Annotated in this window: 34 protein-coding genes; 33 read left to right on the plus strand and 1 reads right to left on the minus strand. The window is 65.4% G+C overall.

Features of this window, described 5'->3' with window-relative positions:
* Nucleotides 1-35: 35 nt before the first annotated feature.
* The 29 genes from GD970_RS21695 to GD970_RS14625 all read left to right on the plus strand — a co-directional run bounded on the left by GD970_RS21695 (nt 36) and on the right by GD970_RS14625 (nt 17,199).
* Nucleotides 36-188 carry a hypothetical protein gene (locus tag GD970_RS21695; protein WP_193314951.1) on the plus strand — a complete coding sequence of 51 codons (153 nt, stop codon included), beginning with the start codon at nt 36-38 and terminating at the stop codon, nt 186-188.
* Complete coding sequence (locus GD970_RS14505; RefSeq protein ID WP_152203613.1) at nt 188-961, plus strand: DnaT-like ssDNA-binding domain-containing protein; 774 nt, start codon at nt 188-190, stop codon at nt 959-961. The genes GD970_RS21695 and GD970_RS14505 overlap by 1 nt, the downstream gene beginning before the upstream one ends.
* Nucleotides 949-2,205, plus strand: coding sequence for an AAA family ATPase (locus GD970_RS14510; protein WP_152203614.1), 1,257 nt, complete (start codon nt 949-951; stop codon nt 2,203-2,205). Before GD970_RS14505 ends, GD970_RS14510 begins: the two co-directional genes overlap by 13 nt.
* Before the next feature lie 69 nt (nt 2,206-2,274).
* Nucleotides 2,275-2,727, plus strand: coding sequence for a single-stranded DNA-binding protein (locus GD970_RS14515; protein ID WP_152203615.1), 453 nt, complete (start codon nt 2,275-2,277; stop codon nt 2,725-2,727).
* 174 nt (nt 2,728-2,901) lie between these two features.
* Nucleotides 2,902-3,666 (plus strand): DNA-methyltransferase, encoded by a 765-nt coding sequence (locus tag GD970_RS14520; RefSeq protein ID WP_193314952.1) that lies wholly within the window; start codon nt 2,902-2,904, stop codon nt 3,664-3,666.
* A complete protein-coding gene (locus tag GD970_RS14525) occupies nt 3,663-3,854 on the plus strand; it encodes a hypothetical protein (RefSeq protein ID WP_152203617.1) in 192 nt (63 codons plus the stop codon). The genes GD970_RS14520 and GD970_RS14525 overlap by 4 nt, the downstream gene beginning before the upstream one ends.
* On the plus strand, nt 3,851-4,072 hold the full coding sequence (locus tag GD970_RS14530) for a hypothetical protein (RefSeq protein ID WP_152203618.1): 222 nt from the start codon (nt 3,851-3,853) through the stop codon (nt 4,070-4,072). The genes GD970_RS14525 and GD970_RS14530 overlap by 4 nt, the downstream gene beginning before the upstream one ends.
* Nucleotides 4,073-4,361: 289 nt before the next feature.
* Entirely contained in the window at nt 4,362-4,583 is a 222-nt protein-coding gene (locus GD970_RS14535; protein WP_193314953.1) for a DNA translocase FtsK, read from the plus strand.
* Complete coding sequence (locus GD970_RS14540; protein WP_152203620.1) at nt 4,580-4,771, plus strand: hypothetical protein; 192 nt, start codon at nt 4,580-4,582, stop codon at nt 4,769-4,771. The genes GD970_RS14535 and GD970_RS14540 overlap by 4 nt, the downstream gene beginning before the upstream one ends.
* A complete protein-coding gene (locus GD970_RS14545; protein WP_152203621.1) occupies nt 4,764-5,480 on the plus strand; it encodes a DUF7341 domain-containing protein in 717 nt (238 codons plus the stop codon). The genes GD970_RS14540 and GD970_RS14545 overlap by 8 nt, the downstream gene beginning before the upstream one ends.
* A gap of 90 nt (nt 5,481-5,570) precedes the next feature.
* Entirely contained in the window at nt 5,571-5,753 is a 183-nt protein-coding gene (locus GD970_RS14550) for a hypothetical protein (RefSeq protein WP_152203622.1), read from the plus strand.
* Between the two features lie 48 nt (nt 5,754-5,801).
* A complete protein-coding gene (locus GD970_RS14555) occupies nt 5,802-6,266 on the plus strand; it encodes a hypothetical protein (RefSeq protein ID WP_152203623.1) in 465 nt (154 codons plus the stop codon).
* The gene (locus GD970_RS21700) at nt 6,263-6,439 is read left to right on the plus strand and encodes a hypothetical protein (protein WP_193314954.1); all 177 of its coding nucleotides are present in this window, start codon (nt 6,263-6,265) and stop codon (nt 6,437-6,439) included. The genes GD970_RS14555 and GD970_RS21700 overlap by 4 nt, the downstream gene beginning before the upstream one ends.
* On the plus strand, nt 6,436-6,669 hold the full coding sequence (locus GD970_RS14560) for a hypothetical protein (protein WP_152203624.1): 234 nt from the start codon (nt 6,436-6,438) through the stop codon (nt 6,667-6,669). The genes GD970_RS21700 and GD970_RS14560 overlap by 4 nt, the downstream gene beginning before the upstream one ends.
* A complete protein-coding gene (locus GD970_RS14565) occupies nt 6,666-7,016 on the plus strand; it encodes a DUF6221 family protein (RefSeq protein ID WP_152203625.1) in 351 nt (116 codons plus the stop codon). The genes GD970_RS14560 and GD970_RS14565 overlap by 4 nt, the downstream gene beginning before the upstream one ends.
* Entirely contained in the window at nt 7,013-7,198 is a 186-nt protein-coding gene (locus GD970_RS14570) for a hypothetical protein (RefSeq protein ID WP_152203626.1), read from the plus strand. The genes GD970_RS14565 and GD970_RS14570 overlap by 4 nt, the downstream gene beginning before the upstream one ends.
* A gap of 583 nt (nt 7,199-7,781) precedes the next feature.
* Nucleotides 7,782-8,111 carry an HNH endonuclease signature motif containing protein gene (locus GD970_RS22705; protein ID WP_152203627.1) on the plus strand — a complete coding sequence of 110 codons (330 nt, stop codon included), beginning with the start codon at nt 7,782-7,784 and terminating at the stop codon, nt 8,109-8,111.
* A gap of 124 nt (nt 8,112-8,235) precedes the next feature.
* Complete coding sequence (locus tag GD970_RS14580) at nt 8,236-8,496, plus strand: hypothetical protein (RefSeq protein ID WP_152203628.1); 261 nt, start codon at nt 8,236-8,238, stop codon at nt 8,494-8,496.
* A gap of 142 nt (nt 8,497-8,638) precedes the next feature.
* The gene (locus tag GD970_RS14585; protein ID WP_226925364.1) at nt 8,639-9,901 is read left to right on the plus strand and encodes an ATP-binding protein; all 1,263 of its coding nucleotides are present in this window, start codon (nt 8,639-8,641) and stop codon (nt 9,899-9,901) included.
* The gene (locus tag GD970_RS14590; protein WP_152203630.1) at nt 9,898-11,301 is read left to right on the plus strand and encodes a phage portal protein; all 1,404 of its coding nucleotides are present in this window, start codon (nt 9,898-9,900) and stop codon (nt 11,299-11,301) included. The genes GD970_RS14585 and GD970_RS14590 overlap by 4 nt, the downstream gene beginning before the upstream one ends.
* Entirely contained in the window at nt 11,285-12,064 is a 780-nt protein-coding gene (locus GD970_RS21705) for a VG15 protein (protein WP_193314955.1), read from the plus strand. The genes GD970_RS14590 and GD970_RS21705 overlap by 17 nt, the downstream gene beginning before the upstream one ends.
* Before the next feature lie 49 nt (nt 12,065-12,113).
* The gene (locus tag GD970_RS14595) at nt 12,114-12,596 is read left to right on the plus strand and encodes a hypothetical protein (protein WP_152203631.1); all 483 of its coding nucleotides are present in this window, start codon (nt 12,114-12,116) and stop codon (nt 12,594-12,596) included.
* Between the two features lie 24 nt (nt 12,597-12,620).
* A complete protein-coding gene (locus tag GD970_RS14600) occupies nt 12,621-13,538 on the plus strand; it encodes a phage major capsid protein (protein WP_152203632.1) in 918 nt (305 codons plus the stop codon).
* A gap of 158 nt (nt 13,539-13,696) precedes the next feature.
* On the plus strand, nt 13,697-14,155 hold the full coding sequence (locus tag GD970_RS14605) for a hypothetical protein (RefSeq protein ID WP_193314956.1): 459 nt from the start codon (nt 13,697-13,699) through the stop codon (nt 14,153-14,155).
* Between the two features lie 630 nt (nt 14,156-14,785).
* Nucleotides 14,786-15,181, plus strand: coding sequence for a hypothetical protein (locus GD970_RS14610; protein WP_152203633.1), 396 nt, complete (start codon nt 14,786-14,788; stop codon nt 15,179-15,181).
* 287 nt (nt 15,182-15,468) lie between these two features.
* Entirely contained in the window at nt 15,469-16,116 is a 648-nt protein-coding gene (locus tag GD970_RS14615) for a hypothetical protein (protein WP_152203634.1), read from the plus strand.
* A 97-nt stretch (nt 16,117-16,213) separates the two neighbouring features.
* Entirely contained in the window at nt 16,214-16,366 is a 153-nt protein-coding gene (locus GD970_RS21710) for a hypothetical protein (RefSeq protein WP_193314957.1), read from the plus strand.
* A gap of 30 nt (nt 16,367-16,396) precedes the next feature.
* The gene (locus GD970_RS14620) at nt 16,397-16,744 is read left to right on the plus strand and encodes a hypothetical protein (protein ID WP_152203635.1); all 348 of its coding nucleotides are present in this window, start codon (nt 16,397-16,399) and stop codon (nt 16,742-16,744) included.
* Complete coding sequence (locus GD970_RS14625; RefSeq protein ID WP_152203636.1) at nt 16,705-17,199, plus strand: hypothetical protein; 495 nt, start codon at nt 16,705-16,707, stop codon at nt 17,197-17,199. The genes GD970_RS14620 and GD970_RS14625 overlap by 40 nt, the downstream gene beginning before the upstream one ends.
* On the opposite strand, the gene GD970_RS14630 is transcribed toward GD970_RS14625, so the two are convergent.
* A complete protein-coding gene (locus GD970_RS14630) occupies nt 17,196-17,573 on the minus strand; it encodes a hypothetical protein (RefSeq protein WP_152203637.1) in 378 nt (125 codons plus the stop codon). The genes GD970_RS14625 and GD970_RS14630 overlap by 4 nt on opposite strands.
* 769 nt (nt 17,574-18,342) lie before the next feature.
* Between GD970_RS14630 and GD970_RS22710 the strand changes: the two genes are divergently transcribed.
* From GD970_RS22710 to GD970_RS14650, 4 genes are read left to right on the plus strand one after another with little or no spacing between them, the layout of a single operon-like run.
* On the plus strand, nt 18,343-18,663 hold the full coding sequence (locus tag GD970_RS22710) for an HNH endonuclease (protein ID WP_152203638.1): 321 nt from the start codon (nt 18,343-18,345) through the stop codon (nt 18,661-18,663).
* A 14-nt stretch (nt 18,664-18,677) separates the two neighbouring features.
* Nucleotides 18,678-21,827: a peptidoglycan DD-metalloendopeptidase family protein gene (locus GD970_RS22610; RefSeq protein WP_152203639.1), complete on the plus strand. Its 3,150-nt coding sequence runs from the start codon at nt 18,678-18,680 to the stop codon at nt 21,825-21,827.
* Nucleotides 21,827-22,699, plus strand: coding sequence for a hypothetical protein (locus GD970_RS14645; protein WP_152203640.1), 873 nt, complete (start codon nt 21,827-21,829; stop codon nt 22,697-22,699). The genes GD970_RS22610 and GD970_RS14645 overlap by 1 nt, the downstream gene beginning before the upstream one ends.
* Nucleotides 22,699-23,895: a hypothetical protein gene (locus tag GD970_RS14650; protein ID WP_152203641.1), complete on the plus strand. Its 1,197-nt coding sequence runs from the start codon at nt 22,699-22,701 to the stop codon at nt 23,893-23,895. Before GD970_RS14645 ends, GD970_RS14650 begins: the two co-directional genes overlap by 1 nt.
* Nucleotide 23,896 lies beyond the last annotated feature (1 nt).

Consider the following 23,896-nt stretch of genomic DNA (forward strand, 5'->3'; position numbering starts at 1 on the left):
CGGACGGCCTCAACGGAACCGCTAGGAGGTCCCGCGTGAACGATTTTACCCCACCAGAGCCACGACCAATCGGCGCAATTATCGGCCCCGACCCGGCCGCATGGCTCGCCAAGGTCATGGGCCTGCCACGCGACTACGTCGCAGCAAAGCTCGCCCAGGCCAACGCAACCCTTAAGGACGCCGCCTGATGGCCATGCGCAAGCCCGGCGTGTACGTGGCACTATCCGCGAACTACGCAGACGACGAGAAGATCATGGAAGCCGGCGAGGACGCGGAACTCCTCTACATCCGCATGCTCGCCTACTGCGCCCGCACCCCCCTCACCGAGGGGTGGATCAGTGAGCGTGTCATCCTGTCCCGCCTCGGCATCCTCCCCCGCATGACGGGAACCGGTGCGGGAATTGAGCCGGGAACCGATGCGGGAAGCCGTGCGGAGAAGTTGCGGGAAGTCGGACTCATCTCCCGTGAGGGCGAAGGGTTCCGGATCACTTCGTGGCTCAAGTGGAACAAGTCCGCCGAGGAGATGGGCCGGGAGCGCGCCAGGGACCGCCAGCGCAAGACCAGCGCAAACGACGGAACCGGTACGGGAAACGATGCGGGAACGGATGCGGGAACCGGCCCGGGACTCCCTGACCCGATCCGTAGGGCAGATCAGAATACAGATCAGAACCAGAAACAGAGCACGCCCGCCAAGCGCGCGACCTCTCTCCCTGCCGACTGGGAACCCACCCAAGAGCACATCGAGCGCGCAGCCCAGGACGGCATCGACCTCGGGCGGGAACTCATCAAGTTCCGCGCCTACGTCGATGAGAAGGGCCTCACGTCCAAGTCCTGGAACCAGCGCTTTACCCGGTGGCTGATGCAGGCCGCGGACTACGCCAAGGCCCGACCAGGGGGGAACGTCACCGCCATCACCGGCCGTCCCCGCCGTGATGTGGGGGTGGACCAGTGGCTGGCCTGACCGCACACGAAGCCGAGCAGGCCGTCATCGGGGCCTTGCTCCAGGCACCGGGGAAGATGCGCGAGGTTTCGCAGATCGTCGCCCCCAGCGACTTCGAGTCCATGCCCTTGGGTGAGCTGTATTCACTCATGGCGGGACAGGCAGCGACCGGGCAACCCTTCGACTCGTTGACCCTGTGGCCGGCGGTGCACGCCCACCCGATCCTGTCCCGGACGTTCCGGTCTGCGGCGCAGTTGCATGACCTGATCGAGGCAACCCCGACGGCGTCGAACGTTGCTCGCTACGCCAAGCAGGTCCAGGAAGCCGGGCAGTCACGGCGGCTCCGGGCGGCGGCCATCCGGTTCGACCAGCTCGCCGGGGACGTGTCGCTCACTGCGGCGGAGAAGTTGACCCTGGCGCGTCAGGAACTCGACCACATCGCTTCCGAGTACGCGACCGCGGTTGATGCGCCCACCCTCGCGGAAATCCTCGCCGTCCCCGACGCCGAAATTGAGTGGGTCATCCCCGGGTTCCTCGCCAAGCGCGACCGGTTCGTCCTCACCGGCGCCGAAGGTCTCGGGAAGACAACCCTGCTGCGGCAAGTCCTCATCTGCGCCGCCGCTGGCATCCACCCCGTCACGTTCGAGCGGATGCGGCCCCTCACCGGTGTCGTCATCGACACCGAGAACAGTGAGGACCAGTGGCGGTGGGAGACCCGCCGCATGGTCGCCCAAGCCCGCCGATACGGTGCCGCCGACCCGGGCGAGAACATCCGCCTGCACTGCGCGGGGCGGCTCACCATCACGTCCGAGCGTGACCTGGGGATGGTGCACTCCCTGCTGGACCAGCACCAGCCCGACCTTCTCGTGATCGGCCCCCTGTACAAGCTCAGCCCGGGCGGCATGAACGACGACAAGGACGCCTCCCCGGTCCTCACCGCTCTGGACAGCATCCGGGACCGCCCCGACGGTCCCGCGATGCTCATGGAAGCCCACGCCGGCCACGCCACTGGCGGGGACGGTGAGAGGAACCTGCGCCCGCGTGGCTCGTCTATGCAGCTCGGGTGGCCTGAGTTCGGTTTGGGCCTCGCCCCCGATAAGGACGCCGACCCGTCGGAAGGGCTGGCCGTTGTTAAGCGGTGGCGCGGTAACCGTATTCGTGGCCGCTATTTCCCTGAGCGTCTGCGTTCCGGTGGGGATTGGCCGTGGATGGAAGACGGTGCAGCGATGAACTGGATTGACATGAAGAGTGGTCGCGCTGCCTGATTTCGACCTCAGCAGCGCCCGCCCATTTCTGAAACAATATGAGCGACCCCGAAACTAAGGAGAACCCCCGTGGCTGGCGACACCATCATTACGGTTGTTGGAAACCTGACCGCTGACCCCGAGCTGCGCTTTACGCCCAACGGCGCAGCGGTCGCGTCTTTCACCGTGGCTTCGACCCCGCGCAGTTTCGACAAGAACGCGAATGAGTGGAAGGACGGGGAGACACTCTTCCTGCGCTGCTCGGTGTGGCGTGAGGCCGCGGAGAACATCGCGGAATCGCTGACCAAGGGTGCGCGGGTGATCGTGCAGGGGCGCCTCGTGTCCCGGTCGTTCGAGACCCGCGAAGGTGAGAAGCGCACCGTGACCGAGATGCAGGTGGATGAGGTGGGCCCGTCCCTCACCTACGCCACTGCGAAGGTCACCCGGTCTTCGAAGGGCGGGCAGCGTTCGTCCTACGCGCCGGCCGGTGGCAGCGCCCAGGACCCGTGGGCGTCCGCCGCTAACGACCCGGCCCCCTTCTGACGTGCGCGCGTTCTTCTACCGCCGCCCCCGCCTGTTCTTCGGGGTCCGCATCGGCGGCAGGCAGTTCGACTACGGGGCCGGAACATGGCGGCCCCTGTTCTTCCCCACCCCGGAGGAACGCGGCACCTACCTGGACCTCGGCCGAGGCGGGATCTTCCGATGGGGGCGAGTCAGATGAGCACCCCGTACTACGACGACGACGAAACTCTCATCACTCTCCACAACGGCGACTGCCTCGAAGTCATGGCCGAGATGTCAAGCGACTCGGTCGACATCGTTGTCACATCCCCGCCCTACAACATGGGTCTAACTCCCGGCGGCAACGGGCGTGGCACGTACAAGCACACGACCCAGAAGGCACGACGGTTCGCTGACGGGTACGGGCAGCACGACGACGCCATGGCACAGGACGACTACGACGCCTGGCAGCGGAAGGTGCTGGCCGAGTGCTGGCGCATCGCCCGCAAGGCCGTGTTCTACAACCACCGGCCCCGCATCGAGCACGGTGTCCTGCGTGACCCGCTCGGCAACGACTTCGGTATCCCGCTTCGTCAGCGCATCATCTGGAACCGGGGCACCGGCATCGACGTGAACCTCCGGAACTTCTGCACGCGAGGCGAGTACATCTATCTGTTCGCTAAGCCCGACTTTCAGCTTGTCACCCATGCCGCCTCGGGCATGGGTGACGTGTGGGACCTCGGCATCGAGTACGGCATCAAGGATCACCCGGCGCCGTTCCCCATCTCCCTCCCCGCGCGGTGCATTGAAGCCACCGGGGCGCAGTCCGTCCTAGATCCGTTCAGTGGCTCAGGCACGACACTCCGCGCCGCCATGGACCACGGCATCCGCGGCATCGGCATCGAGTTGGAAGAGAAGTTTTGCGCCATGACGGTGGGCCGCCTCCAGCAGCAGGCCCTAGACCTTTGGAGTGCGGCATGAGCGAGTACTTCGAGACGTCTGCGGATCGCCGGTACAACGCCCTCCTCGACGAATACGCGGCCACCCTGCGCACGGTGGAGAACCTGACCGTCGAACGCAACCAGTTGCACCGCGACAACTATTTGCTCGGCCTGCGGGTGCAACAGCTCGAAGCCCGCCTCAACAGGCTCAAAGAAGGAGCAGCGTGAACGTCTCCGAGTGGATCGACCGAGTCATTCACGGCCCCGGCGGCATGGACGACTACGGGCGGTACGAGATCGTCGCCTTCAACGATGAGCGTGTGGACGCTGTGACGTGGGCTATCCGGTGCCTCGCCAATCCGAACAACAAGGGCGCCGCAGAAGTGCTGGACGCCATCCAGCATCAGCGCGCAACGGCCATCAGTCAGAGTGAGGCGGCGGCGTGAACGATCCCATGGTGTGCAGTGGCCGCCCGCACCCGCATCTGCCGAACGTGCACGACCTGACCGTGGAACGTGACCACTGGTTAGGCGAGGCCGCGAGGTGGCGGGGCTTGTTCGAGAGGGCCGCTAGGGAACTCGCCCGCTCGCATGGTCTGACCCCGGAGCAGGAGTACGTGCGGTGGAACCTGGAACCGCCCGAATGGCGCACGCAAACCGGCCCAGGACAGCCTGAAACCGGCCCCGGGTACACCGAGCCACCCCTACCCGTATTCGACGCCCAGGAGGCAGCAGCGTGACCGAGAGACTGCAAGCCGCAGCCGATGTCGCACACTCTGCCGGATTCGCCTCGGTCAGCATGGTGCAGCGCAAGTTGGGCATCGGGTTCGTTGAGGCACGCAACCTCTGCCAGCGACTCGAAGACCTAGGCGTGTTCGCTCCGACGGTCGGCAGCAAGGCGCGGGACATCCTCACTGCCCGCGAGGAAACCCGCCGAATCATCGAGGGGGCAGCGTGATGAGCTACGGCGCAATCCACGTCGGATCCATCCACATCGGCTACGACCTCGCCGACGACGGAGAACCCATCACCACGGTCACCACCGACGGAGACATGCCCCTCGTCACCCAACTCGGCCTACTCCGCCTCGCCGAAGACACCCTCATGAACGGCGCACTGGACGACGAGGAGGACGGCGATGACTGAGCCAACCGAGCGGGCGTACAAGCCTGACCACGTGTACCGGGCGGCGATCCTTGACCGGGTGAACCGGCTCACGCGCCCGATCACGACCCGGGAAAAGTACGACACCGAGGACGGCACGAGGACGCACGTCACCCGGCACCCGTCGCTGTTGGGGCAGCTCGCGTCCGCGGTCACCGGCACCACCGGACCTTCGACGGCTGGCGGGAAGGGGTTTGAGTCCAAGCCCGCCGCCAGGTTGGACGCCCTCGACGCACTCACCCGCATCGAGCAGGAAGCCCGCTGGTGGGTCGCAGCACTGTACGGCCCCCGACGCGCAACCGCTGCCGCGAACCTCCAATGGCTCGCCGGCCACGCAACCACCATGCCCACCCACGACCTCGCAGACCTCGACCACGACACCCGCTCATGGGTCGCAGCCGCCACCACCATCTCAGGTATCGACCAGCCCGCATGGCGCCCCTACATCCCCTGCCCCAACTGTGACGAAAAGGGCACGCTCAGGATCAGGACTGATCCCGTGTACGCCACCTGTGTCGCATGCGGCGAAGGGTGGGACCGGTCCACGGTTGGCGCCATTGCTGACCACCTCGACATCGTGACCCAGAGTCACGAAATCCCGACAGTCCCCGCAAGTCACGAAATGCTGACGGGCGGCAGCGGGCGAGGGCTGGTTGCGTCGGATGAGTACGACCTTCCCGGGGCTGCCTGAAAATTGGGTGTGTAGTGGGCTTGACAAGGGTGTCTAGCGCGCTATACAGTTGTCTCAACAGCAAGGGACAACAACCAAGGAGCAGGAACCATGACCGAAATCAAGTTCACCGCCACCCGCACCGGCCGCCGCGCCTACCGCTACGAGGCCCGCCAGATGCGCTGGTTCCCCATCGGAGTCGCCAAGGCCGAACTCCTCATCGCCACCGGCGCCGGCAAGGACATCACCGCCCAGGCCGCCAACCACCGCTCCACCCTCGTCCGCTACCGCTGACCAAACCGCCCGGGGCTACGGCCCCGGGCAAACCCGAAAGGGAAAGCCGTGAACCCGATTCACACCAAGCTCACCAAAGCCCGCACCCGCGTAGATGCGCTAGAGAAAGCCCTACAGCGCGCCCGCGGCTCAGCGGAGGCAAACACCCCAGGCGGCCTCAGCGGCTACGACTCCGCCATCCTCTCCGGCATCCGCCGCAAGCCCAACCACAAAGCCGACAACCGCAGGTGGGCCGCCTACGACCGCGAAGCCGCCATCACCCTCGAACTCGAAAGCGCACGCCGCGACGTCGAAACGCTAGAGGCGCAACTCAAGCGAGCCGAACAAGACGCTAACGCCCCGCGCGACCTCAACAACCTCGAGCCCGGCGACCTCGTCCGCGACTCCGTTGGCTGGCACCGCGTCACCCGCGTCAACGCCAAGAGCGTGTCAGTCGAAACCGGCTACTCATGGACCGACCGAATCCCCCACGAACGCATCATCGAAACCCGCGCCGCTAAGGTCGCAGCATGACCGCCTACACCGAATGGACCGCCCAGGGTGAGGAGAACGGCGAGGGCTGGATTGCCGAACTCAATGAGTACACCCGTGATGAAGCGGAGGCATACGTCAAGCGCCACGGCGGCTACCTCATGCGACGCGAAGTCACCGAATGGGAACGGGTACTGGGAAAGGACAAGAAGTGAGCGACTACACGCCCACCACCGAAGCGGTGCGCACTGACTGGGTCGAGGGCTGGAACGGCTGGCTCCACGCAGGTGCCGCGTTCGACCGGTGGCTCGCCCAGGTCAGGGCCGAGGCGCTATGGGAGGCTGCGGACTTCCTGCGTGACGACATGGACGAGCCGTGGGGGACGCGGGCTGCTAACCGCCTTGATGAGCGCGCCAACCAGATTAGGCGAGGTGAGGTCGCGTGACCATCACAGAGTTCCTGCTAGCCCGTATCGCTGAGGATGAGGCGGAGGCGCGGTCAAAGCCGACGACTTACCTGTACATCCACCCGGACGGGTACGACATGGCCGACATGGGCCCCGGGTATGTGCTGGCAGCCAATCCCGCCCGGGTGCTGGCCGAGTGTGCGGCCAAGCGGGCGATCATCGAACCCGCCCGTGATGCGACCTACTACGCCAAGCGAGTAGACAGGGAACTCCTCGGCGGCCCCCGGGACGCCATGGCCGACCCCTACCCTGGCGACGTCATCCTCCGCCATCTCGCCGCCGTCTACGCTGACCACCCGGACTATCAGCAAGAGTGGAAGCCGTGACGAACCTAACCGCCGCTACAGAAGCCCGCCAGCTCGCCCAAGCCCAACTAGAACAAGCCGACAAGGAATGGCGGCAAGCCATCCGAGAAGAAGTCGCACGCGGCAAGTCCTATGCCCAAATAGCCGAGGTAGCAGGAATCACCCGCGGCCGAGTCGCCCAGATCATCCACGAAAATCGGTGACGTCCTATCGGCGTGTCGCGTTGACGAACGTCGACAAAACCCATACCATTACCCCTCGTAGGGATTAGTGTCTCTACGATCAGGAAGCCGCCCCAGCCCCACCGCTGACGGGCGGCTTTCCCACATTCTCCCCACCTAGCCTCTCAACGATGCTCACTACGGTTGGCGAACCCACTGGCAGACGTGCCAGAAACGGGGCGCCACACGGCACCTCAGCGTGGGGCACTGAGGTCAAGTTTCCCAGCCATGACGGCTGGGCGGGGTCGGCCCTCGATAGCTCGCTACTTAGCAGGGCACGCCGAAAGGGACCGCCATCCATCTACCGTTCGTGGATGCTGGCTGGACTGGTCAGCCCGGTCCCCACCATTCACCCGCCCGCTGGCATCGACCCACCACACACAACCACGAACCTGGGTGCGAGCGTGCCAGCAGGGCGGGACCACACTCATGCCCGACCCCCACCCATTACCCCGGCCTATACCCGGACCCCCCTTGATACCCGGGGCCGGGATAAGCCCGGGGAGGTGCAAGCGTCGCGGGGCCGTGGCGCGGGAGGTCAAGCGAACAACAAGAGGTCAACGGCATGGCAACGTCGCGCACAGGCACAACGAAGTACCTACGCAACCGCGCACGAGTCCTACGCCAAGCACAAACCAACGGCCTCACACACTGCCCAGGCTACGAAGACGGCCAAGGCAACCACATCAACTGCGGACGCGAACTCAACTACCAAGTACCAAAGCTCCCGGAGTCCGCAGAAGCAGACCACATCCTTGAACATCGACACGGCGGAACAGACGACGTCGACAACCTGCGCGTGATCTGCCGAACCTGCAACCTCGCACGCAACAGGACACGCGTCCGAGTCAGCGTGCCGGCCGATGACGGATTCCCAACCAGTCAAGCCTGGTGACCGTTCCACATGCCGGAACATTCCGCGTGGTGGAAGGGGTGGGGGGCCACCCCCGCCCCCGGCCCCCGCGCCCGCCCCCCTGCGCATAGCGAGATCCCCCCGAGACCCAGGGAGGGGGTGCCGGATGGCCCCGAAGAAGGAAACAACCGTGTCCCGCATTGACCGTCTCCGCGCCCTCGCGGACCTGCTTGAGGCGTCTTTGGACGAGGCGACGGTTGGTGTGCGCGCGCAGATTGCGGCGCAGTACCGGGCGACGCTTGCGGAGATTGCGGAGATTGAGAAGGCCGCGCCTGAGCAGAAGGGGACGGCGTTAGATGAGCTCAACGCACGTCGTGCTGCTCGGGAAGCAGGAGCCTCGCGTAAGGCTGGAGCCGCGCCGGTCTGAGAAGTGGACTGATGGTGATGACGCGTGTTTTTTGGCGTCGTCGTATGGGTTGACGCCTGATCCGTGGCAGACGCTGGTTATTGCGTCGTGGTTGGGGCGTAAGGCTGATGGGAAGTTGGCTGCCGGCCGGTGTGGGTTGGCGGTGCCGCGTCAGAATGGCAAGAACGGCATCCTTGAGGTTGTCGAGCTGTTCAAGATTGTGGTGTTGGGCCGGAAGGTTCTGCACACGGCGCATGAGGTGAAGACGGCGCGGAAGGCGTTTCTGCGGCTTAAGTCGTTCTTTGAGAACGAGCGGAAGTATCCGGAGCTGGCTGCGCTTGTGCAGGATATTCGGCAGACGAACGGTCAGGAAGCCATTGTTTTGACGAACGGTGGTTCGGTTGAGTTTGTGGCTCGGTCCCGTGGGTCGGGTCGTGGCTTCACGGTCGATGACCTCGTGCTTGATGAGGCGCAGGAACTGTCGGATGAGCAGCTTGAGGCGCTGCTGCCGACGACTTCTGCTGCGCCGTCGGGTGATCCGCAGATCATCATGACGGGGACGCCTCCGCCGCCGCACGCGGATGGTGCGCCGTTTAAGCGGATGCGCGCTTCGGGTGTTGAGGGCAAGGACAAGCGGCTGTCGTGGCATGAGTGGTCGCCTGAGCGTGTGCCTGACCCATCGGACCGGGATGGGCTGTTGGAGGCGGCTGCTGAGACGAATCCGGCGCTTGGTTTGCGGTTGCAGATGCAGGTCGTTGAGGACGAGTTGGCGCAGATGTCGTTTGCGGGGTTCATGCGTGAGCGGTGTGGCGCTTGGGATTCTGACGCGCTTGGTGGGGTGATCGACTTCCCGCGGTGGTTGGGCCTGGCTATCCCGGCCGAGGGTGCGCCGTCTGATGGTGCGCGCGCGTATGCGGTGAAGTTCTCCGCTGATGGTGAGCGTGTCGGTGTGGCTGTCGGGGTTCAGGTTGAGGGTGCCCCGTGCCATGTGGAGGCGTTGGGTGTTCGGCCGGCGTCTGATGGCGTGGCTGGGCTGGTGGCGTGGTTGGCGGAGCGTGCTCGTTCGGCGGCGGTGATTCTGGTCGACGGTAAGGCGGGCGCGGGTGACATGGTCGCGTCTCTGCTCGCCGCGGGGGTTCCGAAGCGGCGGGTGCGTCTGGTGTCGACGGATGAGGCGATCACGGCGCATGCGGGGTTCCTACGCGCGATCAATGAAGGCGATTTGACGCATTTGGCGCAGCCGGGTTTGGACTCTCAGGTGCGCGTGGCCGGCAAACGGAAGATCGGCAATGCGGGCGGGTGGGGTTGGCAGTCGGTCACCCCGGGCGCTGATGTGACGGCTCTTGATGCGGTGACTCTTGCGCGCCATGGCGCGGCTACAGCGAAGAAGCGAACTAGTGACGATGGGAGCGTGGTGATCCTGTGAGCATTCTCCCTCTGTCTCCGGTTCTGCTCGGTGGCCTGTCCAATGACGAGGCTGAGCTGATTGAGGCGCTGACTGACCAGTTGGGGCGTGTGGCTGGCCCGAACATGGAGGCCAACGCCTACTACGAGGCGCGGCACGTTCTGTCGTCGCCGGGGTTCACGATCCCGCAGGAGGTGGCGTCTCGCCTCGCTCCGGTGGTTGGCGCGCCGGGCACGGTCGTTGACGTGCTGGATGAGCGGCTGGACTTCCTTGGCTGGGATGACGCGGGCGCGGATGACCTCGGTTTGGGCGAGGTGTATGACGCGAACGAGCTGGACGCTGAGGCGCCGATGGTGCACCTTGACGCCCTGATCTTCGGGACGGCGTTCGCGCGGGTCGGAACGGGTGCTGGGACGCCGCTGGTGACGATGCATCCGCCGACGACGACGACGGGTCTGCGTGACCCTGCTACGCGGCGTCTGCGGGCGGCGTGGACGTCCCTCGAGGTCCGCGACGGGGAGACCGTCCGCGGTGTCCTGGACGTGCCCGATGAGGCTGTCACGGTTGAGCGTCGCCAGGGCCGTTGGGTTGTGGTGGACCGGGATCAGCACCGTATGGGCCGTGTGCCGGTGGTGCAGTTCTCGAACCGTCCGCGGGCGTCGCGTCGTGGTGGCCGGTCGGAGATTACGCCGGCTATTCGGTCGCTGACTGAGGACATGATGCGTGCGGCGCTGGGGATGAACGTCAATACGATGTTCTACTCGATTCCGCAGCTGATGGTGCTGGGGCGCGGGCCGGATGCGTTCAAGGATCGCAACGGTAACCCGGTTCCGGGGTGGAAGATCCTGGCGGGTCACGCGTTGGCGATCAACAAGGACGCCGACGGTGACATCCCGGAGATTCACCAGTTGCAGGTGGCGTCGCCGCAGCCGTTCATTGAGCAGTTGCGGGATTTCCGGATGCAGGTGGCTTCCGAGGCTGGCATGCCTGCGGACTACCTCGGTATCCAGACGTCGAACCCGTCGAGCGCAGACGCGATTCGTATGGGTGAGTCCCGTTTGGTGAAGCGCACGGAGCGGCGCCAGTCGGGGTTTGGGCGGTCGTGGCTTGAGGTGGCGCGCCTGTCGCTGCTGGTGCGCGATGGCGGGGTCCCGGAGGACTTCGCGTCGCGCATTGCGGTGGATTGGCAGAATGCGGCGACTCCGACGCGGGCTGCGGCAGCGGATGAGGTCACGAAGCTCGTCGGCGTTGGCGTGCTGGAGCCTGGGTCTGAGGTGGTCCGCAAGCGGCTGTCTCTGACCCGGTCGGAGACGCGCCTTCTGGATGCTGAGCAGGCGCGTGCGCGTGCTCGCCGGTCCGTGGATGAGCTGATCGCTGCGGCCGGGAACAGGACGGCGGTGACCGGTGGCGACGGCGACTGACGTTGGCCGGCTCCGGGAAGCGAATGCGGCGCTGGAAACGCTTGCCCTCGATGCCCTCCGGGGCTTTTGGGCGTCTTTGGACCTCTCGAAGCCGGAGAAGGTTCGGGATGCGCTGGTCGAGTTCCTTCCGGCGCTGACGGCCAAGTATGGGGAGGTCGCGGCGGTTGTCGCGGCGGACTGGTATGACGAGTTGCGGGCCTCTATGGGGGTCCGTGGCCGGTTCGCCGCGGTGATGGCCGCCCCTGTCCCCGCGGCGGCTGCTGTGGCGCAGGTGCGGTTCGGTGCGCAGCACTTGTTCACTCCGACACCGCAGCAGACGTTGGCGTTCCTCGAGGGTGTGGCGTCTAAGTACGTTCTCCAGCCTGGACGGGACACGGTGCAGCAGTCTGCGGCTGCTGATCCTGCCGCGTCTGGGTGGCACCGCGAGACTCGTCACGAGGCGTGCGACTTCTGCCGCCTTCTGGCAGGCCGGGGCGGGGTGTATCGCAAGGCCACGGCAGCATTCGCGGCGCATCACAACTGCCATTGCGTAGCCGTTCCGTCCTGGGACGCGAACGCGCCCGAGGTGCCTGTTGAGGCTTATGTGGCTTCGCAGCGTCTCGACTCTTTGCGCCGCCAGGCCGCAGGCGAGCCCGTCACGCTCTCCACGCGCCGGAAGAGGTACCTGGAGCGGCGTGGTTTGACCGCGCAGGAAGACGCGCAACGGCAACTCGACGCCCACCGCGCCCGGGTGCGCGAGTACATGGCATCGATGGACGACTAGACCACCCCAAGCCGCACGGCACAGGGGACCTACCCGCACGGGAGCAACAATGAGCGACGGCACGACCACCCCTGCCCCGGAGGCGCCTGCACAGGACGCCGCTGAGGCCCAGCAGAAGACCCCGCCCGCTGAGGACTCGACCGACTGGAAGGCTGAGGCCCGAAAGTGGGAGACGCGCGCCAAGGAGAACAAGGCTGCCGCCGAGCGGCTTGCCGAGCTTGAGCAGGCGCAGATGACCGAGGCTGAGAAGGCCGCGGCACGGGTCAAGGCCGCTGAGGAGCGGGCCGCCCAACTGGAGGCCGCGAACATCCGCAAGGACGTCGCGATTCAGTACGGGCTTACCGCTGACGATGTGGCGCTTCTGGAAGGTGTGACGGACGCGGACGCTATGCGGCGTCTCGCGGAACGTCTCGCACGGCAGGCACGTGAGGATGCCGCGCCGCGTTCCCCCCGCCCGAACCCCGCTCAGTGGGAGGGCGATTCCCCCGCCGAAGACAAGGACGCGGTCGCCCGCGCCTTCTTCGGCATCTAACACTTCACGAAAGAGGAACCCATCATGGCAGTTCTCCTTGACGGGATTGAGGTCCCGCTGCCCAAGGACTGGGCTCGCACCCAGCTTTCCCAGGCGTTCGAGCAGTCCGTTGTCGGTCAGCTCACCAACGCCCAGCCGATTCCCCTCGGTGAGCAGGTCATCCCCGTTTACGAGGGTGGCTTCGAGGTTGGCTACACCGCTGAGGGTGGCCGCAAGCCCGTCTCTGAGGTCGGCTTCTCGCACCGGGTGCTGTCCCCGAACAAGTTCGCGGGCATCATCCTTGTGTCGCAGGAGGCCGCGCGGCGCAACCCCGCGCAGATGCTGGAGAACATCCAGCAGGACATGCGTAACGGTGTCCAGCGCCAGATCGACTACGGCATCTTCTACGGTAAGTCGGCTCGCACCGGCAACCCGGTCCCGAACGTGACGTTCGTGAACCAGACCACGGCCCGCACGACCGTCGGTGCCGGCGACCTGGCCGACGAGGTTCTCGCTGGCTATGACCTGGCCGTCGCGGGGAACCCGAATGGTGACCCCAACGGGTTCGCGTTCGACACCGCGTACCGGACCAAGATCGCTCGCGCCGGCGCCGTGTCCAACACCGTCGGCGCCACCGTCCCGGCGATCCCGTCCCTGACCGGTGCGGGCGCCACCCTCGGTGGCCTGCCCGTCGCCTACGGCCGCACCGTCTCGGGTCGTGTCGGCACCCAGGACGCCACCGTCACCAAGGGCTTCGTCGGTGACTGGAACAGTGGCCTCACCTGGGGCTTCGCGGACCGTATCGAGCTTAAGCGGTCCACCGAGGCGACGGTCGTGGACGGTGCTGGCAAGGAGTGGCACCTGTTCCAGGACAACATGATTGCCTACCTGATCGAGTTCACGGCCGGTTGGTCCGTTGACCCGACCAAGTTCGCTGCCTACGACGAGGGCGCCGGGGCCTGATGGCTAAGGCAACCAACAAGGTGACGGGGGTGACGGTCGCCGCTGATGAGGCGGTGATTCGTCGCCTCGGTCCCGAGTGGGAGGCCGAGAAGCCTGCCAGGCGGGGACGTCGCCCGAAGGTAGAGAACGACGACGAGTGATGTGAGGGGGTGGCCGGTGTGACCTTCCTTGTACCGGATGACCTGGCTGCGTTCGCGGACATTGAGCCTGTCAAGGCGCAGGCGATGATCGAGGACGCAGAGGCTATGGCGGCGCTGGCCGCCCCCTGCATCACCAACCCGGACTTCGCCGCGGACGCCGCGTTACTTGGTGCGCTCAAGGCGATTCTGCGGGCGGCGATCCTGCGGTGGAACGACACCGGCTCCGGGGCTGTGACCCAGATCGGTGCGGGGTCGTTCCAGCAGACCATCGACACCAGGTCTGGTGTGCGCCGTGGGATGTTCTGGCCGTCGGAGATTGAACAGCTTCGGGACCTGTGCGCGAAGTTCAGCGGCAACGCGGATGATGATGCGGCGTTCATGGTGAACATGACCCCGGATGCGCCGGTGCCGTCGCTGGCGTCCCGGCCGGATCTGTGGTTCCAGTGGGTCAATCCGACACCTCCGGGGGCGCCATGAACCTGACTGGCCGTTTCCCTGGCGAGTGGTTGGTGTCGGTGACGGTGACCCGGTCGGGTGGCACGGACCGTAAGGGCAACCCGCTGCCGGCGACTGAGCACACGGTGGATGACTGCCTGGTGAGCACGCAGACGTCCGCTGAGGAGGCGTTGGCGCGGTCGGACAGGCCGGACACTACGGCGTGGCTGTATGCGCCTGCCGGGGCTGATTTCACGTCGACTGACACGGTGACTGTGCCGCCGTCGCCGAAGCGACTCTGGCCGGATGGTGTGTTCACGGTGAACGGTCGCCCCGACGTCGGCCCACTCGGCGTCCGCGTTCAACTCCGGGAGGCGTGATGGCTACCAAGTATGAGCCGGACCGTAATGGGATGCGGGAGTTGTCGCGGTTAGCCGGTGTGCAGGGTGTCGCGCTAGAAGCTGGGCGTGCGGTTGCCGATGCGGCTCGTGCGCTTGACCCCAGGGGCGGCTATGAGGTGCGCGCGGCGACGGTGACGGCTGGTTGGCAGAACGAGCACCGCGCCGGGGCTGAGGTTGTCGAGACGGACCGGGCGAAGGGTGCCCATGTTCGCGCGTTGGCTCGTGCTTCCCAGACTGCGAGGCTCTGATGGCGTTTCCTGATACGCGTGACGTGTTCGATGAGCTGGTGCACGGGAAGGTGTTCGCGGGTCGCACCGTGGAGCTGTTCTACCGGCTGCCGGCGGACTTCACGACGAGGGCTGGGAAGCCTGATGGTGCGGTGGCGCTGGTGTACACGACGGGCGGCAGTGAGGGCCTGGATCGTGTGGACCGGGCCACGCTCGAGGTGTACGCCCCGGGCACGGACGCTGACGATGTTGCTGAGGCTATTCGGGATGCGGTGGCTGGTGACCCGATTCTGTGGGGTGACGAGGGCCAGCCGCATGACCTCGAGGCGGGGTATGTGGATGGTATTCGCTGTGATGTGACCCCGCATGAGGTGCCGTTCCCGTCTGACAGTGTGCGGCAGGTTAACGCCTTGTATTTGGTGACGTCCCGCCAGCAATAACACTTGGGGGCGCCTGTGGCGATGTTGACCATTGTTACGAGTGATGACGTGACGCAGGTGTTCCGGGTTGATAAGCATTCGGTTGCTGACTTGCCCGAGAGACTGCACGAGTCACGGTTCATCCAGTTCAGGTCCGGGAACAAGGACCACATTTTTAACCGGGCGCACATAATCCGGGTCGACATAGAAGATTGACCGGCGCCCAACCGATCTAGACGCAGCGCCCCCGTTTGCGGGGCGTCCCCCGATGAAAGGAAACCCCGCAAATGCCTACCTTCGCTGAGCTGATGAAGGACGCGGACCACCGCGGACTTGTCCGGAAGTCAAAGCGCGCAATGGGATTCATCCGTCGCGCTTCCGAGGGCGAGCTGCCCGAGGCCATCACCGGCCCCAACAGCCTGCCCGTCGACCTCAAGGCCCTCGGCTTCAAGCCCATCGGCCTGGTCACCCCGGACGGTTACCGGTTCGGCCGTGACGTCGAGAAGGACGACGTGGACGCCCTCGGCTACTCCTCGTTCGTCCGCACCGACGTTCTCCGGGTCGCCCGCACCATCGCGTTCAACCCGCTCCAGTTCGGGCAGCGGCACCTCAACGAGATTCGCTACGGCATGGACCTCTCCGGTGTCACCCCCGACGCCACCACCGGCGAAATCGTCTTCGACGAGCCCGACCTGCCCATCGATGACGAGTACCAGCTCATCGTCGTGGCCGACGACGGGCCGGCCGCGAACAACTGGATCATGGGCCGCGGTTACGGCGCCGTGAAACTGGCGAACGCGGACGAGGAGGCGTGGGGCCAGTCGGTCATCCAGAACGCGCTGACGTTTGATGTGTTCACGGATGACGAGCTGGGTACGCCGGTTCGGCACTACCTGGGTGGCACTGGGGCGAAGGCGTCTGCGGACATCCTGGGTTACGCGTCGGCTGGGGCCTAACAGTCTCCTGGTCGGCGGTGCGCTCCGGGTGTCGTGCCGCCGGCCAGGCTCCTCCATCTTTCACACCCGCCCATATCAGCCCTGACGAGAGGGAGGCATGACCATGCCCCGTTTCACTCACAAGGACACCGGTCACGTCGTGGAGACGTCCGACGCCCGCGAGCGGGTCACCCTGCTCGCCTCTGGTTACCGCGAGCAGGCCGCGAAGACCGCCGCCGTGCGCGAGGCCGACGCCAAGAACAGCAAGTAACCACCAACCAACACCCGGGAAGGTTCCATCGTGGCTAACGACAAGCCGAAGAACGTCATCAGCGTCAGCGACCTCGACAGCGAGGTCAACCACGACCCCGTTCGGGTCCCCCTCAAGTCGGGCAAGTTCGTCACGTTCCCCGACATCTACGACGCCCCCGTTGAGGAAGCTGAGGCGTTCTTCCAGGAGATTGCACACGGGCAGGCCACCGGGAAGATCACCCCGGCCCTGCGTAAGTGGCTGTCCCCGGAGGACTATGACGCACTCCTCGAGCAGTTCCCCACCCTCCGCGCCCTGACTCCGGTGATTGAGCGGGTCATGGCCGCCTATGAGAAGTCGTGGGGGACGCCGGGGGAAGAGCGCGCCTCCGCGAACTGATCCGCCGCTACCGGGCCGAGATTCGCGCCGACCTGTTGCAGGTGTTCGGTGTGGACTTGGCCCGGTGGTGGGTGGACCGGCGGTGGAAGGCGTTGCTTGAACTGATCGACCAACTGCCGTCGGCGTCACGGTTCAACGAGGCAGTGCAGAACGATCCGGAGCAGGCGGAGTTGATCGCCTTGGCCCGGGAGGAAGCGGCAGACCAGGACACTGAGGGTGAGGCGTGGTCGCCGCGGGTTGCGGAGTACGACCTGCACGCGAACCTGCTGCGCGACCTCATCCAAGCCGTCCTCGGGTTGCAGGCCGCCACGGTCGCAGCGCAAGGCGGCAAACCCGGGCAAGTCATGGACTACCCCACACCCAAGACCGAGGTCGACCGGGCTGTCGCCCGCATGAACCTTGCGTGGGCGAAGAACATGGCCGCCCGGTTCGGGTTCGACCCTGACGAAATCTAGACGGGGGCACCCAGTTCGCGTGCCAGTGCGGTGAAGTCGCTGTTGTCCTTGCGGCGGAAGTGCAGTTGGTACTTCTTCCCGCCGTTAGCCCGAAGGACGAGTTTGCCGTTGACCAAGGCGTTGCCCGTCTTGAACTGCTCAACGGTGAACTCGTCCCGGGTGAGAACAAGATCGGGCTGGGCGGCGCCAACCGCCAGGACCGCCCTCCCCATGCCCTTGACGGTTTCCCTGTCCGACTGCCCCTCGTGGACGTAATCGTCAACGTCCACATCACTCGGCCCCATAAGGCCAAAGTGGGCCGCCTTGTTCGTGCCCCGGGCACGGAGAGTGTGACCGTCCCACTCAACCTCGCACATGTAGCCCCTGAGCTTCATCCCCCACACACCCCTCACCGCCGGCCAAAACTTGTCGGGCTCACAATAGCGTGTCGCACACCAAAACGACACCCATTTCGATACAATGAGCCCACAACAAAAATAGACCCCGCGACGGCCAGGTGTTAGCGCACCGAAAGCCGCCCGGGGCATGGCCGACCGGATAGGGGTCGACGTGGCTAATTCTACATGCTCAATCGACGGATGTGTCAAGAAGGTGCGGGCACGCGGTCTCTGCGGCGCCCACTACGAAGCGCAGCGGCAAGCCAACGGCGGCACCCGCCAGACCGCCCCCTGTAGAGGGTGTGGCAAGCCGATCCAACGCGAACCCGGGTCCACACAGATCCGCCACTACTGCGACGACGGCTGCCGGCCCAGGTGTGACATCGACGGATGCGATGAGCCTGTTGTGGGGCGCGGCTGGTGCGCATTTCATTACACGCGCTGGAAGCTGGCAGGCGATCCGACCGCCCCACTGACGAAGTCTAGCCCGTATCGCGGTGCGAAATGCTCCGTTGAAGGATGCGACAGGGCGAAGCGCAAACTCGGCATGTGCGCGGTCCACTACGGATAGTTTCAACGCACTGGTCAGGTTAAGCCGATTGCCGAGCGGTATCAAGGCGAAACGTGCATCGCTTGCGGTGGCCCGTCCGGCTTGCTCTGGGGTATGCGCAAGTTCTGCTCGTCTCGGTGTCAGCAACTCTATTACCGTCACGACGGACAGATTCCCGAGACGTTCACCTGCGTTATCTGTGGCGGCGAGTTCCCCATGGAAAGAACTGACGGAGAGCGCCGGCTACGCCGTCGCAACAAGCGGATCAAGCAGTGCAAGCGATGCAGTCAGGATCGCAGGAAGCACGGCGTATCCGTTGGCTGGCTTGCCGCTCGTGACGGTACCGACTGCTCGATCTGCGGTGACCCTGTCGATATGACGTTGCGGTACCCGGATGGCATGTGCCCGTCAATCGACCACGTTATTCCGCGCGCGAAGGGCGGAACGAACGACCCCGAAAACCTGGCGCTTGCCCACATGCAATGCAACCGAATCAAGTCGGACTCCGGCCACAGGCTGGGGGTGAAGCGCGTCTAAGCCGGAGGTAAACAGTGGCGACAGTTGGCTCGGCGCAGGTACTCATTCGCCCTGTATTTGGAAATTTTCAGCGGGATATCGCGAAGGAACTCGGCGGCACTGGCACTCAGGCCGGCAAGGCTGCCGGCTCATCTCTTGGTGACAGTCTCGCGAAGTGGGGGAAGCGCGGCGCGGTCGTTGCCGGTGCGGCTATCTCGACTGTGGTTGGCGCTTCGCTTGTGCGCGGATTCGGGCGCCTGTCCGCTATCGAGAACGCGCAGGCAAAGCTTCGTGGGCTTGGGCATGACGCTGACTCGGTCAGGGCCATCATGGACAACGCGTTGACGTCCGTGAAGGGCACTGCGTTTGGGCTTGGTGAGGCGGCGACCATCGCGGCTTCGGCTGTTGCTGCCGGTATCAAGCCGGGTGAGAAGCTGGCGAAGCACCTGACCAACGTGGCTAACAATGCGGCCGCTGCGGGCATCTCCATGGAGGAGATGGGGGGCGTGTTCAACAAGGCGGCCACGCAGGCGAATGGTGTGCAGAACGACGTCATTTCGCAGTTGGCTGACCGGGGCATTCCGATTTACCAGGCGCTGGCTGATCAGATGGGTGTCACGGCTGGCGAGGTGTTCAAGCTCGCCTCCGAGGGCAAGGTTAACTTCGAGACGTTCTCGGCGGCGGCAGAGAAGGCGGCGGGCACCGTCTCTGCGGAGATGGGTGGCACGGTCACTGGTTCGTGGAAGAACATGTGGGCTTCGATTGGGCGCGTCGGTGCGAACGCCCTGTCTGGCGTGTTCCCCCAGATTGCTCCGGCCTTGCAGGGTGTCATGAACGCACTCGGGCCCGTGGAGGAGAAGGCCAAGGTCGTAGGCGAGGCCGTCGGCAAGTGGCTTTCACGCGGCGCCGAGGCGGTGAAGACGTTCATTGCCGAGTGGAAGTCTGGTGAGGGTCTGGGTGGTCGTGCCGCTGAGATGTTCACGAGGATCACGGACGGGGCTAAGGGCCTGTTCGATCTGCTCGTGCGCGGGGACTACTCGGGTGCGTTGCGGAACGCGTTCGGGTGGGAAGAGGATTCGGGCGCGGTCGATGCGCTGTTCCGTCTGCGGGATGCGGTGATTGACCTTGGCGGGTGGATCAAGGACACCCTGCTCCCGGCTGCCCGCGACTTCGGCGGCTGGTTGAAGGACCACAAGGGTGTCGTGATCGGTGTGGCTGCCGCGTATGGGGCGCTCAAGCTTGCGGTGATTGCGCACACGGCGGCGATGGCGGCTCAGAAGGCCGGCGGCTTTGGCGCGATGCTGATGACGTGGGTTAAGAGTCTGAATTTTGTTCAGACTGCCACGAAGATGGCTGCGGCTGTGCAGTGGTTGTGGAATGCGGCAATCACGGCTAACCCCATTGGCATCATCATTGTGGCTGTCACTGCCCTTGTTGGTGCTTTGGTGTGGTTCTTCACGAAGACCGAGACCGGGCAGCGGATTGTCACGGCCGCGTGGGAGGGCATTAAGACGGTTGTGTCGGCCGTGGTGGGTTGGTTCACCGGGACTGCGCTGCCGTTCATGAAGGGTGTGTGGGATGGGATCGCGGCGGGTGCGTCCCGGCTGTGGGGTGTCCTGTCCCCGGTCTTCTCGGCCATTGGTGTCGCTTTCAAGACCGTCGGTGGGTTTATCTGGTCGGTCTGGTCAAGCGTCATCAAGCTCGCCTGGGATCTGATCGCTTTCGGTGCGAAGGCGCTGTGGAACAACGTCCTCAAGCCGGTGTTCGGGTACATTAAGGCCGGCTGGGATGTGCTGGCGCAGGGCGTCAGGTGGGCGTGGACCAACCTGCTCAAGCCAGCGTGGGATGCCGTGTCGGCGGGTGCGTCGTGGTTGTGGAAGAGCGCACTCAAGCCCGCGTTCGACGGCATCAAGGCCGGGTGGGATTTCGCGATCCAGGGCATCAAGTGGGCCTGGGACAACATTCTCAAGCCCGTGTTTAATGCCGTCAGTTCGTTTGTGACCGACACGGTCGTTCCAGGTGTGCAGCGTGGCGTCGACACTCTCAAGAGCATCTGGACGACGGTCGCGAACTTGTTCCGGTCGCCTATCAACTGGGTTATTAACACGGTTTGGAACAACGGGCTCAAGAAGGCGTTCGACAACGTCGCCACGGCGATTGGGTCGAGTTCGCGTCTTCCGCAGGCGCCGACGATTCCGGCGTTCGCTAAGGGTGGATACCACAAGGGTGGTTGGGCTCTTGTGGGTGAGGAAGGCCCTGAGCTTATTAACACGTCGAACCCGGCTCGGGTGTACACCGCCGCTCAGACGGCGGCGATGCTCGGTGCCGGTGAGGGCTCTGAGGGTGGGTCTGTCGGTTCGGTTGTGCGGGCTGCCGTGGACTGGATTCGGGGTGGTCTCGCGTCGGCGGCTGGGGCGATTCTTGATCCGCTCAAGCGGCTCATCTCGTCCTCTGTGGGGCAGTGGGGCACGTCCGGGCGCCTGGCTGGGGATGTGGCCGGCTCGGCCATCGACCGGTTGGTGTCGTGGATCCGAGGGAAGGACGCTGAGGCGCCCACCATCGGCGGGTCTGGTTGGGCGCGTCCCGCGAACGGCCCGGTGTCGCAGCGGTTCGGTGTCGCCGGGGTCCTCTCCGGTCTGCCGCACGCCGGTATTGACATCGCCACCACCGGCAAGACGTTCGCGGCGGCGGCCGGGCAGGTTCTCAAGACGGGGATGAACATTCTCGGTGGCCGGTCTGGTATCGGCATTCTGCTCCAGCACGCCCAGGATCTGTTCACCTACTACGGCCACAACCCGGTCGGCGGTGTACAGGTCAAGCCGGGGCAGTCGGTCAAGGCCGGTCAGCACATTGGGTTCGGTGGGTCGACCGGGAACGTGACGGGTCCGCACCTGCACTTCGAGCTACACAAGGGCGGCATCGGGCGGGCCGTTGACCCGGCACAACTTGGCGTGTTCGACAACGGCGGGTTTCTCCAGCCGGGGGCGTTGGGGACGAACTTCACGGGGAAGCCGGAACCGGTGCTGACGTCCCAGCAGTGGGCGGACATTCACCGGCTCGCCGTGGACCGTCGCAGCCGCCCAGATGGGCCGCAGCGCATTGAGGGCACCTTGGACCTCGGCAACGGCCTCAAGGGGTACGTGCGAGGCACCATCCAGGAAACGTTGAGAGGGGCGGGGCGCTGATGGCTGGTCTGTCTCTCGAGGTGTTGTCTGATCCGGTGCCGTCGGTTGGGGTGACGGTGGATGGCCTGGATGCGTCTGGGCCGTCCACCGTGACGGTGGAGCGGTCTATTCCTGGTGAGGGTTGGACCCAGGTGCCGGGGATGGCGGGCCGCCAGGTGACGGGCGGGTTCTATGAGGTGGATTACGCGGCGCCGCTTGCTGTGCCGGTGACGTACCGGGCGACCGTCGTTGGTGCGGTGCAGCCGGCCACGCTCGAGGCTGTGGTCACGGTCGTTTCGGGAACCTGTTGGTTGCAGGACCCGGTGAACCCCTTCACCGCTGTGCCTGTTCATGTCGGCAGCGGCGCCAGAAGGGGTGGGGCCTTCTTCACGAAGGCGTCGTTCGCTTCGCTGTCGTGGCAGTTGCCGGGTGCGGTGGAGCGGGTCATGGGAGCTACTACCCCTGTTGGTATGGGTGGGGTGCGGCAGGCGCCCTCGGGTCTGCCGATGACGATTGTTACGCAGTCCCGGGAACAGGCGAACCGGCTGCGGACCCTGCTGACGACCGCGTACCCGCTGATGCTGCGGGTGGTTCCTCCGGTCACACAGTTCCCGGCGGTGTCATTCCTGCACGCCGAGGTCGAGGAGCGGCCCCGCTTCGACGTGGCACCGTTCGATGGGAGCCGGGAGGACTGGGTCCTTACGGCAGATGTCGTGCGGGCTCCGCGGGTGCGTGTGTTGGTGCCGCGGTGGACGTATGGGGACGTGCAGGCGTTGTGGGAGACACACGGGCAGGCGGTTGCGGCTGGGGGGAGTTACCTGGACTGGTTGCGTGACCCGACCCCGGCGGGTCGGGGTGGCGCAGCACCTATGACGATGGCGGTGGAGGGCTGATGCTGAACCTCAGCGACGATGTCCGGGAGGCGCTGTCGGGGTCGCGGCCGGCTGATCGGGTGGTGGGCGAGGTCTGGTACGACGGGCAGCTGGTGGTGCCGAACCTTGACATTGGTTCGTGGCGGATTGACACGGATGCCACCCGGTCGGTGCGCCGGCAAGTCACCGTCACTGTGACTTCCGATGATGGTGCTCTGGCGCCGTGGGCGGTTGATGACGCCCTCGGTGTGGCCGGGTCTGTTCTGCGGCTGGTGTACATCGTGGGTGGGGTGGCGGACGGGCAGGTTCCCATGGGGGAGTTCCGCATCACGCGCCCGTCGGTTGCGGAGTCGTGGCGTTCGCAGCGCCTTATTCGGGCGTTTGATGATGAGGGCCGGTCGGTGGTCGCGGAGGAGTTGCCGGCGCAGTGGTCGTCGTCGGCGGCTGTCGAGGTGCAGGCTGATGATCTGACGCGTACTGCGGAGCTTGGCCGGTTTGTGGCGCCGGAGGCGGTGAAGCACACCGGGTCGGTGATTCAGGAGGTGGCGCGCCTGCTCGATGGGATTGTGCCGGTCACTGTCGCGGCGGGGGTGGTGGACGGTCGGGTGCCGGCGTCGGTGACGTATGAGCGTGACCGTATGCCTGCGGTGGAGGCTCTGCTGGGGTCGATTAACGCGACGCATCGGATGACTGGTGATGGCCGTTTCGAGGTTATCCCTGTGGCTGGTGGTGCGCCGGTGTGGGACATCGCGGGTGGGGATGATGGTGTGCTGGTCGACTTCGGTCGGGCGATGGATGTGCGGGATTTTCCCAACATTGCCGTCGTGGAGGGCAAGAGTGCGACCGACCTGCCGCTGATTGGGGTGGCCCGGGAGACTGGTGGGGCGCTGCGTGCTAGTGGCCCGCACGGGCAGATCCCGGAGTTCATGTATTCCGACATTATGGACACGCAGGCCAAGGTGACCGCTGCGGCGAAGACCCGGCTGGCGAATCTGATCGCTTCACGGTCGGTGGTGTTGCCGGTGACGTGTCTGCCGCATCCGGGGTTGCAGGAGTATGACGTGGTCACGTTGACCACGCCGGCTGGGACGCTGACCGGTCAGGTTCAGACGGTCAATATCTCGGGTGGGCCGGGTGGGGTGGACCCGATGGGGTTGGGCATGGTCGTGGCGTGGGAGCAGATGGCCGCTATCGCCCGCGAGCTGCGGAGGAGGTAGC

Origin of the sequence: Georgenia thermotolerans (assembly GCF_009193185.1) — a bacterium.
Lineage (GTDB): Bacteria > Actinomycetota > Actinomycetes > Actinomycetales > Actinomycetaceae > Georgenia > Georgenia thermotolerans.